Consider the following 13,390-nt stretch of genomic DNA (forward strand, 5'->3'; position numbering starts at 1 on the left):
GAGTGAGGGTCTCAGCCGCCCTGCAGCACCGCGATGAGCGCCCGCGACGCATCCTCCAACACGGCCGTGCGAGCCCCGGCATCCTCTGCCGAATCGCCGCGCACGTCGATGTACACCTTCAGCTTCGGCTCGGTGCCGCTCGGGCGCACGATCAGCCGTGACCCGTCGTCGAGCCACAGGCGCACCACGTCGCCGGGAGGCAGCGCCCCCGAACCCTCGAGCAGGTCGTCAACACGTGAGACATGGATGCCCCCGATGTCGGTCGGATGGTCTGCCCGCAGCCGCGCCATGATCTGCCCGATCACGGTGAGATCGTCCACCCGCATCGACACCTGCGCGCTGGCGAAATGCCCGAACTGCGTCGCCATGTCCGCGAGCATGCCGCCCAGCGTCGAGCCGGACGCCCGCGCCTGGGCTGCCAGCTCGAGCAGTGCGACCGCGGCGGAGAGCCCATCCTTGTCGCGAACGACGTGCGGGTCGACGAGGTATCCGAGCGCCTCTTCGAACCCGAACACCATTCCGGGCGTGCGCGAAATCCATTTGAATCCCGTCAGCGTCTCGTGAAAGTCGAGGCCGTAGTGCCCCGCGATTGCCGCGAGCCCGGGCGACGACACGAGGGAGCACGCCAGGGACGAACCCTCGGGCGCCCCCGCGGCGCGAGCCTGCCGGGCTGCCCGCCAACCGAGCAGCAGCCCCACCTCGTTGCCGCTGAGGCGCCGCCATCCGCCCGCGCCGTCCGGGATCGCGACGGCGAGCCGGTCAGCATCGGGATCGTTCGCCAGAATCAGCTCGGCATCCGCCGCGACGGCCGCCTCGATCGCGAGGTCCATGGCGCCCGGCTCTTCCGGGTTCGGGAATGCGACGGTCGGAAAGTCCGGATCGGGCTCGATCTGCGCGTCGACCGTGATGGGCGCGGGATATCCGGCGGCGGACAGTAGACGGTCGAGCGTCTCGTGCCCGACACCGTGCATCGCGGTATACACCCAGCGCACGTCTCGGGCGCCTTCGGGAGCGGGCGCGGTGGCCGCGGTCTGGGCGACGTACGCGTCGAGGATGTCCTCACCTGCGATCTCGAACCCGAGCGATCGCGGGATGCGCGACACCGGGATGCCCGCGGCGACCTCGTCGATCCGCGCCGCGATCTCGCCATCCGCGGGGGAGACGATCTGCGCCCCGTCGTCTTCGCCGCCGAGATAGACCTTGTACCCGTTGTCGCGCGGCGGATTGTGGCTGGCGGTGACCATCACGCCGGCGTCTGCCCCGAGGTGCCGCACCGCGAACGCCAGCACCGGTGTGGGCAGCATGCGGGGGAGCAGGATGGCGCGCAGCCCAGCACCCGCGAAGATCTCGGCCGAGTCGCGCGCGAACACCGCGGAGTTCTTGCGTCCGTCGTACCCGATCACGATCGAGGCGCGCGTCTCCGGGGCGGAGTCCGGCACCCGGCCGCGCACGAAGGCCGCGAGTCCGGCCGCGCTCTGGGTGACCAGCACACGATTCATCCGGTTGCTGCCCGCTCCGAGCTCGCCGCGTAGACCCGCCGTCCCGAACGCCAGGCGGGTGTCGAAGCGGTCGTGCAGAGAAGCGGATGCCTCGGCATCTCCGCCCTCGGCGCGTTCGATGAGCCCGGCCAGCTCGTCCCGGGTCTCGGGGTCAGGGTCTTCGGCGAGCCAGGCGCGCGCGGCCTCGAGTGCGGAATCGTCGGATGGCGCAGCATCCGGTCCTCGCGAGATCGTCTCGGTCATAGCTGGCCGATGACGCGGGCGAGCAGCGATGAGATCACCGGCTCGGCCTCGCGACCGGCCTCGATGACCTCTTCGTGGCTGAGCGGGGTCTTCTGAATGCCGGCAGCCAGGTTGGTGATGAGTGAAAAGCCGAGCACCTCCATCCCGGCCTGTCGCGCGGCGATCGCTTCGAGCGCCGTCGACATGCCGACGATGTGCCCGCCGATGGCCTTCGCCATCTGCACCTCGGCGGGGGTCTCGTAGTGAGGGCCGCGGAACTGGCAGTACACGCCCTCATCGAGACTCGGGTCGACGGTTCGTGCGATGTCGCGCAGGCGCGATGAATACAGGTCCGTCAGGTCGATGAACGTCGCACCCTCGAGAGGGGAGTCCGCGGTGAGGTTGATGTGGTCGCTGATCAGCACCGGCCGGCCGGGTGCCCACGTCTCGCGGATGCCTCCCGCACCGTTGGTGAGCACCATGATCTGCGCCCCCGCCGCCGCGGCGGTGCGCACGCTGTGGACGACACGTCGTACCCCGTGGCCCTCGTAGTAGTGGGTGCGCGCGCCGATCACCAGAACGTGCTTGCCGCCGGGCGTGCGAACGCTCCGGAGCGTTCCGACGTGCCCCTCGAGGGCCGGCTTACTGAAGCCCGTGACCTCTGTTGCGGGGATGGTTGCGACGGTGTCTCCGATGAGCTCCGCAGCGCGACCCCAGCCCGATCCGAGCGTCAGGGCCATGTCGTGTTTCTCGACGCCGGTCAGCCGCGCGATGTCGGCCGCCGCCTCGGCTGCGATCGCGAACGGGTCCGCAGCGGGGTCGTCGAGGGGGTGGGGGGTATGCGTTGACATCCCCCCACTCTAGGAAGCGCGGACCGTGTCGGCCACACGCGACGCGGTGGATGCGAGCGGAACGAGCGAAGAGCGCACCGACAGGGAGGACCGCGTCGTCAGGCCGCGTCGCCGCGGATGACACAATGGGGATCATGTCGGGTGAGTTCGAACGCACACAGAGAATCGCAATCATCGGTGGCGGGCCCGGTGGCTACGAGGCGGCGCTGTCCGGCGTCCAACTCGGCGCCGAGGTCACTCTCGTCGAACGAGCGGGTGTCGGTGGGTCCGCGGTCATCACGGATGTCGTGCCGTCGAAGACCCTGATCGCCACAGCGGACGCGGCAAAGGCGATCTCCGAGGCATCCGACCTCGGGGTCCAGTTCTTTGCACGCAACTCGGACGGCAAGCCCAGTCGACCGGAGGTGGCGATCAACCTCGCCGCCGTCAACAAGCGTCTGCTCTCGCTCGCTCGCCAGCAGTCCGAGGACATGCGTCAGACGCTCCTCGATGCGGGCGTCCGCATCATTTCGGGCCATGGTCGTCTCGAGGGCCCGGGTGCGGTGGTCGTCTCGACCGGACCCGGCGGCACGGACTTCGACCGTGTCGAAGCGGACACCCTCGTCATCTCGGTGGGCGCGTCGCCGCGCGAGCTGCCGACCGCCCAGCCCGACGGTGAACGCATCCTGACCTGGACCCAGCTCTACGACATGCCGACGCTCCCCGAGCACCTGATCGTCGTCGGTTCCGGTGTCACGGGGGCCGAGTTTGCCTCCGCTTACATGAACCTCGGCGCGCGCGTCACGCTCGTCTCCAGCCGCGACCAGGTTCTGCCGGGTGAAGACGCGGATGCCGCGGCCGTGCTCGAGAAGGTCTTCCGCCGTGGCGGCATGACCCTCCTCTCGAAGGCCCGCGCCGACTCGGTCGTCCGCGAGGGCGACGGCGTCGTCGTGACGCTCTCGGATGGGCGTCGCATCGAGGGCAGCCACTGCCTGATGGCGGTCGGCTCGATCCCGAACACCGCGGGGCTCGGTCTCGAAGAGGCCGGCGTGCAGATGACCTCGTCCGGCAACATCCGCGTGAATCGCGTCTCGCGCACCTCCGTCCCGAACATCTACGCGGCCGGCGACTGCACGACCTTCGTGCCGCTCGCGTCGGTCGCCTCCATGCAGGGCCGCACGGCCGTCTTCCATGCGCTCGGCGACATCGTGATCCCGATCGAGCGCCGCCGGATCGCCGCGAACATCTTCACCGCGCCCGAGATCGCGACTGTCGGATGGTCGGAGCAGGACATCGTCGACGGCAAGATCGAAGGCGTCGTGCACAAGCTGCCGCTCGCGGCCAACCCCCGGGCGAAGATGATGGGCATCACGGACGGTTTCGTGAAGCTCATGGCCCGACGCGGATCGGGCACGGTCCTCGGCGGCGTGATCGTCGGGCCCAAGGCATCCGAACTCATCTACCCGATCGCGGTGGCGGTGGATCGTCGGCTCAGTGTCGACCAGCTCTCGCGCGCGTTTGCGGTCTACCCTTCGCTCGCGAGCAGCATCACCGATCTAGCGCGTTCGATGCACGTCGTCGACCGCGGACCGGATCTCGACGAGGGCTGAGCCCCGCCGCTCAGCTGATCGTCAGCAGCTGGTGGCCGGCCGAGACGGTGGTTCCGAGGTTCGCATCGATCCCGCCGACCACGCCGTCCTTGTGCGCCTGAATGGGCTGCTCCATCTTCATCGCCTCGAGCACAACGACGAGGTCCCCCTTGACGACCTGCTGGCCGTCCTCGACGGCGAGCTTCACGATCGTCGCCTGCATCGGCGCCTTGACGGCGTCACCGGATGCTCCGGACAGCACGGTCTTCGCGTGATCGCGGCGTGACGGCGGCACGACGGCGGGACGACCGACCGCGGTGGCGGATGACACGATCCGGTCGGGCAGGCTGACCTCGAGTCGCTTGCCCGCGACCTCGACGACGACCGTGTGTCGCGCCTCGGCGGGAGTGGGGTCGCTGAGTTCGCCATCCCACGGCGGGATGTCGTTCGTGAACTCGGTCTCGATCCAGCGTGTGAAGACGCCGAACACGCCGTCATCGGCGGTGAAGGCGGGGTCGCGTACGACCTTCCGGTGGAAGGGCAGCACGGTCGGCAGGCCCGCGACCTCGAACTCGTCGAGCGCACGCCGGGCGCGGCTGAGCGCCTCGGCCCGGTCACGGCCGGTGACGATGATCTTCGCCAGCAGCGAGTCGAACGCGCCGCTCACGGTGTCGCCCGCGGTGACTCCGGAGTCGAGACGGATGCCGGGGCCGCCGAACGTCTTGAACACATGGATCGGGCCCGGCTGCGGGAGGAAGCCGCGACCCGGGTCCTCGCCGTTGATGCGGAATTCGATCGAGTGGCCGGTGACCTCGGGGTCGCCGTAGTCCAGGAGTCCACCCGCGGCGATGCGGAACTGCTCGCGAACGAGGTCGATGCCCGTCACTTCTTCCGAGACCGTGTGCTCGACCTGCAGGCGCGTGTTGACCTCGAGGAACGAGATCGTGCCGTCCGCGCCGATCAAGAACTCGCAGGTTCCCGCGCCGACGTAGCCGACTTCGCGCAGGATCGCCTTGGACGATTCGTAGAGGATGCGGGTCTGCTCTGGCGTGAGGAAGGGGGCGGGTGCCTCTTCGACGAGTTTCTGGTGGCGCCGCTGAAGCGAGCAGTCGCGCGTCGAGACGACGACGACGTTGCCCGCGGCATCCGCGAGGCACTGGGTCTCGACGTGGCGCGGCTTGTCGAGGTACTTCTCGACGAAGCACTCACCGCGCCCGAAGGCCGTGACGGCCTCGCGGGTCGCGGAGTCGAAGAGTTCGGCGATCTCGTCGAATTCGCGCGCGACCTTCAGGCCGCGGCCGCCGCCGCCGTAGGCGGCCTTGATCGCGACGGGGAGGCCCACCTCGCGCGCGAACGCGATGACCTCGTCCGCGTTCGAGACGGGGCCGGGGGTTCCGGGGGCGAGGGGCGCTCCGACCCGCTCCGCGACGTGGCGGGCGGTGACTTTGTCGCCGAGCGCGTCGATCGACTCGGGCGGCGGGCCGATCCAGACCAGGCCAGCGTCGATCACGGCGCGCGCGAAGCCCGCGTTCTCGGCGAGGAAACCGTAGCCCGGATGCACCGCGTCGGCTCCGGAGCGGCGCGCGACCGAGAGGATCTTCTCGATGGAGAGGTAGGTGTCGGCGCTCGTCGAGCCTTCGAGCGCGTACGACTCGTCGGCCAGGCGCGAGTGGAGAGCGTCGCGATCCTGATCGGCGTACACGGCGACGGACCCGAGCCCGCTATCGCGGGTAGCGCGGATGATACGGACAGCGATTTCGCCACGATTGGCGATGAGGACTTTGCCAAATTCGGGCATGGTCGCCAGCCTACCGACGCTCCGGCCCCGTGTTTTGACAGGTCCCGACAAGAAGCCGCGCAGAACGTGGGGGAACGTCTACAACGCCCGCCACAGGCTCGTCCATTCAACGTCCAGCTCGCGGGCCAGACGCCGAAGGGTCGGAAGCGACATCCCGACGACGGTCGACGGGTCTCCCTCGACTCGCACGATGAACGGGGCGCCGAGGCTGTCGATCGTGAAGGCCCCCGCGACGTACAGGGGTTCACCGGTTGCGACGTACGCGGCGATCTCGGCGTCATCGATGTCGTCGGCAAAGGTCACGGAGGCGTGGGCGACCGCCTGCGCCTCGCGCGGCTCGTGCCCGGGACCGACACGGAAGACGCTGTGCCCCGAGTGCAGTACGCCCGTCTTGCCGCGCATGGCGTACCAGCGCGCCGTGGCGTTCGCGGGGGTGTGGGGCTTGCCGAGGATCTCGCCGTCGAGCTCGAACATCGAGTCGCCGCCGATCACGAGCCCGTCGAATGCCGGGTCCTCCGAGACGAGACGCGCCGCGACATCCGCCGCCTTCCGCCGCGCCAAGAGCAGGACGTGCTCGTCGGGGGCAAGGGTGCGGGCCTCTGCTGCCTCGACCGCTCGGATCACCTCGTCCTCGTCGACGTCAGGCGCGAGGGTCAGGGGTTCGATACCGGCGTGGCGCAGCAGCATGAGGCGGGCGGGAGACGTTGAGGCGAGGCAGACGCGCATGCCTCCACGGTAGCGAGCGGGGCCCGCGGGCCTCGAACGGACGCGACACGCCGCGACCTGCGAGTACACGCGGCGTGTCGCGACCGCTCACCGAGGGCAGGCGAGCTGCTACCGGCTCGAGCTGACTGTGAAATGCTCGAGGCGTGGATACCGCCGAAACGATCGAGCTCGAGATCACCGGCGTCGCGCACGGCGGCATCTTCGTGGCCCGTCACGAAGGCCGCGTGATCTTCGTTCCCGACGCGATCCCGGGCGAACGTGTCCGCGCACGGATCACGGATGCCTCGCGCCCCGCGTTCTGGCGTGCCGAGGCCGTCGAGGTGCTCGAGGCATCCGAGAGTCGTCGCCCGCACATCTGGCCCGAGGCGGACATCGCCCGGGCGCCGCACGACCGCGCGGGCGGCGCGGACTTCGGGCACATCCGTCTCGATGCGCAGCGTGAGCTCAAGGCGCGAGTGATCCGCGAGGCGTTCGATCGCTTCGCACACCGCCCTGTCGACGTGGTCGTCGAGCCCGCGGGAACCGACGAGACTCCGGATGGCACGGGATGGCGCACGCGCTTGAGCCTGCACGTCGGACCGGATGGCGCGGTCGGACCCTACGCGGCACGGTCGCACCACATCGTGCCCGTCACATCGCTCCCTCTGGCCGCTCCGGCGCTCGCCGAGGCGGCTCTTCAGCTCGGCACGCGCCGGGGCGACCGCGTCGATCTCGTTCTGCCGTCGGACGGGCAGGTCCGCGTCATCGAGCGGACGGATGCTCCGGACCCGCGCCGCGGCTCACGGAGCGGACCGCGGCGCGGCGCCGATAGTGCGGGTCACGAGGTCGTCGTCGAAACGGCGCGCGGCCGACCTTTCCGTGTAGACGCGAGCGGTTTCTGGCAAGTGCACCGCCTCGCAGCCCAGACGCTGGCCGACGCGGTCGCGAAAGCTCTCGCGAGCACGGGTTTCGATCCGGCCGCGCCGAACCTCGACCTCTACGGCGGGGTCGGACTGTTCGCCGCCGTGATGGGTGAGGTCGGAGGTTCCTCGACCCGCGTCGCGACGGTCGAGTCGGCTGCCCGCGCGACCCATCATGCGGCGCGAAACCTGCGCGACTGGGGCAACGCCGAGGCCATCACGGCGCGCGTCGACCGGTTCCTCGCGTCCGAGGTGGCCGAGGTATCCGAAGCGTCCGGATCGTCCGGATCGTCCGCAGACCCGTACCACGAAGCGACCGTCCTCCTCGATCCGCCCCGTGCGGGCGCCGGGGCCGGAGTCGTGCAAGCGATCGCGGCTCTCGCACCCCGCACCGTCATCTATGTCGCCTGTGATCCGGTGGCGCTCGCGCGAGACACCGCGACGTTCGAGGCCGAGGGGTATGAGCTGCGGGACCTCCGCGCGCTGGATCTGTTCCCCAACTCGCACCATGTCGAGGCCATCGCCGTCTTCGACAGAGCCGCAGCACGCGCCGCCACAGGTTCCGTCGCCTCCCCCCGCTAGGCTGTCCCCATGACGCGGGTTGCCCTGATCGACGATCACGAATCCGTACGCCTCGGCCTCGAAGCAGCGCTCGCCCGATCGGGCAAGGATCTGGTCTTCTCGGGCGCCACCGTCGCCCAATACCTGGGGTGGCGCACCGGCTCGCGTTCCGCCCCCGCCGATGTCGTCGTCTTGGATCTGACGCTCGGAGACGGCACCACGGCGACCGGCAACGTGAGCCGCCTCGTTTCCGACGGATCGAGCGTGATCATCCACTCCGTCGCCGATCGTCCGGCTGCCGTTCGCGAGGCGCTCATGGCGGGTGCGGCCGGCGTCGTCAGCAAGAGTTCCCCGATCGGTGATGTGATGGCGGCGATTCACACCGTCGCGGCGGGGGAGCATCTCGACAATGTCGAGTGGGCGAGTGCCGTCGACGGTGACCGCGCCTTCGCCGACGCCCAACTCTCGGCCCGCGAGCGCGAGGTTCTGCGGCTCTACGCCGCGGGGTTGCCGCTCAAGGTCGTCGCCGATCGGCTGGGTGTCGCGTACTCCACCGCGAAAGAGAACATCACCCGGGTGCGCGTCAAGTACGTCGAAGTGGGCCGGCCCGCGCCGACGAAGGTGGACCTGCTGCGCCGCGCGATGGAGGACGGGATCGTCGAGCAGCCGTCGGAGGATCCATCCGGTGGCGCCTGACATCGATGCCGCGCATGCCGCGACAGAGACGACGCTCGCGTGGGATCGCGCGTGGGGGCAAATCCCCCAGGGAAAGCTGGCGTCCGCCTGGCAGGGCACGTTCACGCGTCGTCGCATCGAGCGGATCGCGGCGATCGCTGCGGCAGTCGGATGCTTCGTCCTTGGCCTCCAGGCGTTCTTCATCGCTCTCGGCAATAATGCGGGGCTGCGTCCCGGCTGGACCATTCCGCTTCTGACGATCGTCTTCGGATCGCTCATCATCATGTGCGGCGCGTGTTTCTTCCGCGCAACCGCTCGTGTGGCAACCGGTGCGTTCGCCGTCATCTACATCGTCATGCTGGCGATCTGGCCGCTCGCCACGGCGGGATCCGTACCCGCGGTAACGCCCGAGCCCTGGTCGTGGTACCTGATCAATGTCGCGACGATCGCCGCGGTCATCGCTTTCCGCTTTCCCCTCCAACTCGCGTGGACCATCGCCACGCCGCTGCTCTACGGTGTCGTGCGGATCTGGCAGGGGGGCTTTGATACCGATTTCCTGCTGGCGGCCGTCTTCGAGGTGCCGTACTCGCTCATCCTCGGCGGCCTGCTGATGACGCTCGTGACGATCTTCCGTCGGATGGCCTCGGGCGTCGACCGCGAACGCGCGCAGACGGTCGCCGCCTACGCCCAGGCCGCAGAGGCGCAGGCCGCGCAAGAGGAGCGGGTCGCCGTCTCGGCACTCATGCACGACAGCGTGCTTGCGGCCCTGATCGCCGCCGAGCGCGCGGATGGCCCCCGAGCTCGATCGCTTGCGATGTCGATGGCGCGCGAAGCGCTGGAGGGTCTCGCGGACACGGGCACTCCGAGCGGGGGGATCGATCCCCAGCCGGCAACGATGAAGGCTCTCGCTCGCGGCATCCAGGCGTCCCTCGCAGACCTGGGGCTGCGGCTGCAGGTGCGTGTCGAGGCAGCGGAAGACGAGCCCCAGGTGCCGCCGGCCGTCGCTGCCGCGATGATCAGGGCTGCCACGCAGGCGGCGGCCAACGCGATCCAGCACGCCGACGGTGTCGGGCTCGAAGCGATCGTCCGTCGTCCCGCTGATCCTGAGGTCAATTCGGTCGCGACTCGTGTCGGTTCGGTCGGGACTGCTGTCGATGCGGATCATGTCGAGGGTGCGGTGCGCAGTGTTCCCGAGAGCGACGAGCGACTGGCCGCCGTCGAAGTCGTCGTCTCGGACAAGGGTCCCGGTTTCGACGTCGATGCGGTGCCCGACGATCGTCTCGGAATCAGTGCCTCGATCCTCGCGCGCATCGCTGCTATCGACGGTGAGGCCGTGATCGATTCCGGCCCTCACGGCACGGTCGTGACCCTGCGCTGGCGAGAGGTGCGACGATGAACGTCCGTACCGTGCTCGCCGCGCTCGCACTGGCCTTTGCGGTGTATCAGGCCGCGCGAGGAGTGCTCTGGACGACTGGTCAGCCTGAGCGTCCGGGATTCCTGTTTGTCGGCCTCATCCTCTACCTCGCGGCGACGGTCGTGACGATCTTCGCCGTCCCACGTCCCGTGGCCGGGGCAGATTCGCCCCGAGAGCCGATGCCGCTCTGGGCGGCTGTCGTCGCGCTCATCACGGTCGCGGTCGTTCCCTCGATGACAGGTTTTGCGGTTGCCGACTCCGAGGGCGTTGCGCGGACCGCCACCTACGGCACCTGGTACGTCGGGGGCGGCGGCGCCCTGATGGTCGTGCTGATGGTGCGACGCAGAACCTGGATCGCGTGGGCCGGCACCGTCGTGCTCTCGATCGGCTCGATGATCTGGATGGGGCCGATCCAGGCGCTCAGCCAGGGGCTCGTCGGCTCGATCGTCTGGGTCGGCGTGGCGCACCTCCTGGTCTTCCTGATCGATCGCGCCGAGCGTGACGCCGAGCAGCTCGCCGAGCTGCAGACCGTCACCTCCGCGTGGGAAGCCGCGCAGGAGGGACGCGAGCGCGAACGCCGGGTGCAACTCCAGCGTGCCCTCGCGGTCGGCGGCCCAGTCCTCGCACGTGTCATCGCCATGCACGGGCTGCTGAGCGAGTCGGAGCGCCGTGAAGCGGGGATGGCCGAGGCGCGGCTCCGCGACGAATTACGTGGACCGCGCCTGCTCGATGACGGTGTGCGTGCCGAGATCGACGCCGCGCGACGCCGGGGCGCGCAGGTGAGTGTCTTCGACGAGGGTGGACTCGAGGGTGTGCTCGACGAAGATCTGAGTCAGATTCGCGCGGAACTCGCCGAGGCGCTGCGCGATTCGCAATCGAACAGGATCATCATCCGCACGTCCCCCGACGATGATGTCGCGGTGACGGTCGTGGGACGCCTCGTGGTGGAGCAGACCGACGAGGATTCGGTAGACCTCTGGCGTGAGATCCGGCACCCGGGACGCTGACGTCTCAGACTCGTGCACCCCGCAGCTGACCTCGACGCGAGCGGAGAGGGGCGGCGAAGTCGCCGGCCCCTCTCCGTTGCGGAACGATTACCCGAAAATCGTCCGCGGGAGCCGCTGTCCCGAGAATCGGGGGTCACGGCCATACGCATGAGCGTGTCACGCCCAACCAGTATGCGGCGGCGCGGAAATCAGTGTCTGTAGGTACTTTGGGGGACATTTTTCCCGGTTTTCCAGGGTTTTCGATGAGCCGGGCGCGAGCGGCACGGTCAGCTCGATCGTCCCCAGGGCAGTCCGCGCTCGAGGGGACGACGGAGTCCCCTCGCGCTCCGGGCCCAGGCCGACGATCCGGTGTCGTCCTCCGCGACGACCGCGTCCGCTTCGCGGGTGTACGCCTCGGTCACGACGGCAAGGAGAGCTGCGAGTTCTTGTTCGTCGGGCGAGCCGCGGAGGACTTCGACCGACACGTCTTCCGGCAAGCTCACAGCGGGATGTTCCCGTGCTTCTTGGGCGGCAGCGTGGCGCGCTTCGTGCGCAGGGACCGCAGCGCCTTGGCGACCATCACGCGGGTCGAGGCCGGCTCGATGATGCTGTCGAGTTCGCCGCGTTCGGCCGCCAGGAACGGTGAAGCCACGTTGTACGTGTACTCGTTGGCGAGGCGCGTGCGGACGGCCGCGACATCCTCGCCCGCCTCTTCGGCGCGCTTGATCTCGCCGCGATACAGGATGTTGACCGCGCCCTGGCCGCCCATGACGGCGATCTCGGCGCTCGGCCACGCGAAGTTCATGTCGGCACCGAGCTGCTTCGAACCCATCACGATGTACGCGCCGCCGTAGGCCTTTCGGAGGATCACGGTGACGAGCGGAACGGTGGCCTCGGCGTAGGCGTAGAGCAGCTTCGCGCCGCGACGGATGACTCCGGTCCACTCCTGGTCGGTGCCGGGCAGGTATCCGGGCACGTCCACCAGGGTCAGGATCGGGATCGAGAACGCATCGCAGAAGCGGACGAATCGGCTGGCCTTCTCACCCGCGTCGATGTTGAGCGTGCCCGCCATCTGCGACGGCTGGTTCGCGATGATGCCCACGGAGCGACCCTCGACCCGCCCGAACCCGATGACGATGTTCGGAGCGAATAGGGGCTGTACCTCGAGGAAATCACCGGCGCCCGACCCTGAGGGCGCGTCCACGAGCTTCGAGATCACCTGGTGGATGTCGTACGGCTGGTTCGGGGAGTCCGGGATGACCGTGTTCAGCGTGCGATCGGCATCCGTCGTCTCCCACTCGAAGCCGGACTCGTAGGTCGGGACGTCCGTCATGTTGTTGTCCGGTAGGAACCCGAGGAGGGTGCGCGCGTAGTCGATCGCGTCGTCCTCGTCCTCGGCGAGATAGTGGGCGACGCCGCTTCGGGTGTTGTGCGTGTACGCGCCACCCAATTCGTCCATGCCCACGTCTTCGCCCGTGACGGTCTTGATCACATCGGGACCGGTCACGAACATCTGGCTGGTCTTGTCGACCATGATGACGAAGTCCGTGAGGGCGGGGGAGTAGACGGCCCCACCGGCCGCCGGACCCATGATGAGCGAGATCTGCGGGATGACGCCCGAGGCCGCCGTGTTGAGGCGGAAGATCTCGCCGTACTTTCCGAGGGCGACGACGCCTTCCTGGATGCGAGCGCCACCGGAGTCGAGGATGCCGATGATCGGCATCCCGCCGCGCAGGGCGAGCTGCATCACCTTGATGATCTTGTCACCGGCGACCTCGCCGAGCGATCCGCCGAATGTGGAGAAATCCTGGGCGTACACGGCAACGGTGCGACCGTGGATCGTGCCCGTGCCGGTCACGACCGAGTCGCCGAAGGGGCGGGACCGGTCCATCCCGAAGGCGGTCGTGCGGTGTCGCACGTACTCGTCGATCTCGACGAAGCTGCCCTTGTCGACGAGCAGCTCGATGCGCTCGCGGGCGGTCAGCTTGCCCTTCGCGTGCTGCTTCTCGCGCGCAACGAGCTCAGCGGAAACGACCGCTTCGTCGTAGCGGGCGCGCAGATCAGCGATCTTTCCGGCGGTGGACAGGTCGGGCTCATGACTCACGCGATTCACTCTATCCGGGCCCCCCACGCTCGAACGGTTGACGTCCCCGCACAACGACCTGTGTCATCCGTTGTGCAATCCCTCCGC

11 protein-coding genes are annotated in these 13,390 nt (G+C 68.9%); 5 read left to right on the top strand and 6 right to left on the bottom strand.

All coding sequences use genetic code 11. From position 1 onward, the window contains the following. Window positions 1-11 precede the first annotated feature (11 nt). Window positions 12-1,742: a phospho-sugar mutase gene (locus ACT9TC_RS13770; RefSeq protein WP_458041027.1), complete on the bottom strand. Its 1,731-nt coding sequence runs from the start codon at window positions 1,740-1,742 to the stop codon at window positions 12-14. Then, window positions 1,739-2,572 carry a purine-nucleoside phosphorylase gene (locus ACT9TC_RS13775; protein WP_458041028.1) on the bottom strand — a complete coding sequence of 278 codons (834 nt, stop codon included), beginning with the start codon at window positions 2,570-2,572 and terminating at the stop codon, window positions 1,739-1,741. Before ACT9TC_RS13775 ends, ACT9TC_RS13770 begins: the two co-directional genes overlap by 4 nt. Window positions 2,573-2,706: 134 nt before the next feature. Between ACT9TC_RS13775 and ACT9TC_RS13780 the strand changes: the two genes are divergently transcribed. Then, on the top strand, window positions 2,707-4,161 hold the full coding sequence (locus ACT9TC_RS13780) for an NAD(P)H-quinone dehydrogenase (RefSeq protein WP_458041029.1): 1,455 nt from the start codon (window positions 2,707-2,709) through the stop codon (window positions 4,159-4,161). A gap of 10 nt (window positions 4,162-4,171) precedes the next feature. On the opposite strand, the gene ACT9TC_RS13785 is transcribed toward ACT9TC_RS13780, so the two are convergent. Continuing rightward, on the bottom strand, window positions 4,172-5,938 hold the full coding sequence (locus tag ACT9TC_RS13785; RefSeq protein ID WP_458041030.1) for an acetyl/propionyl/methylcrotonyl-CoA carboxylase subunit alpha: 1,767 nt from the start codon (window positions 5,936-5,938) through the stop codon (window positions 4,172-4,174). Window positions 5,939-6,016: 78 nt separating this feature from the next. Next, on the bottom strand, window positions 6,017-6,664 hold the full coding sequence (locus tag ACT9TC_RS13790) for a Maf family protein (protein WP_458041031.1): 648 nt from the start codon (window positions 6,662-6,664) through the stop codon (window positions 6,017-6,019). 143 nt (window positions 6,665-6,807) lie between these two features. Between ACT9TC_RS13790 and ACT9TC_RS13795 the strand changes: the two genes are divergently transcribed. From ACT9TC_RS13795 to ACT9TC_RS13810, 4 genes are read left to right on the top strand one after another with little or no spacing between them, the layout of a single operon-like run. Then, a complete protein-coding gene (locus ACT9TC_RS13795) occupies window positions 6,808-8,145 on the top strand; it encodes a class I SAM-dependent RNA methyltransferase (RefSeq protein WP_458041032.1) in 1,338 nt (445 codons plus the stop codon). A gap of 9 nt (window positions 8,146-8,154) precedes the next feature. Next, a complete protein-coding gene (locus ACT9TC_RS13800) occupies window positions 8,155-8,820 on the top strand; it encodes a response regulator (RefSeq protein ID WP_458041033.1) in 666 nt (221 codons plus the stop codon). Next, window positions 8,810-10,195: an ATP-binding protein gene (locus ACT9TC_RS13805; protein WP_458041034.1), complete on the top strand. Its 1,386-nt coding sequence runs from the start codon at window positions 8,810-8,812 to the stop codon at window positions 10,193-10,195. Before ACT9TC_RS13800 ends, ACT9TC_RS13805 begins: the two co-directional genes overlap by 11 nt. Beyond that, window positions 10,192-11,220, top strand: coding sequence for a hypothetical protein (locus ACT9TC_RS13810; protein ID WP_458041035.1), 1,029 nt, complete (start codon window positions 10,192-10,194; stop codon window positions 11,218-11,220). The genes ACT9TC_RS13805 and ACT9TC_RS13810 overlap by 4 nt, the downstream gene beginning before the upstream one ends. Window positions 11,221-11,486: 266 nt before the next feature. Here the strand turns inward: ACT9TC_RS13810 and ACT9TC_RS13815 are convergent, their stop codons facing one another. Next, the gene (locus ACT9TC_RS13815; protein WP_458041036.1) at window positions 11,487-11,702 is read right to left on the bottom strand and encodes an acyl-CoA carboxylase subunit epsilon; all 216 of its coding nucleotides are present in this window, start codon (window positions 11,700-11,702) and stop codon (window positions 11,487-11,489) included. Further along, window positions 11,699-13,303 carry an acyl-CoA carboxylase subunit beta gene (locus ACT9TC_RS13820; protein WP_458041037.1) on the bottom strand — a complete coding sequence of 535 codons (1,605 nt, stop codon included), beginning with the start codon at window positions 13,301-13,303 and terminating at the stop codon, window positions 11,699-11,701. The genes ACT9TC_RS13815 and ACT9TC_RS13820 overlap by 4 nt, the downstream gene beginning before the upstream one ends. Between the last annotated feature and the right edge of the window lie 87 nt (window positions 13,304-13,390).

This window comes from Microbacterium sp. HM-570 (assembly GCF_054165885.1).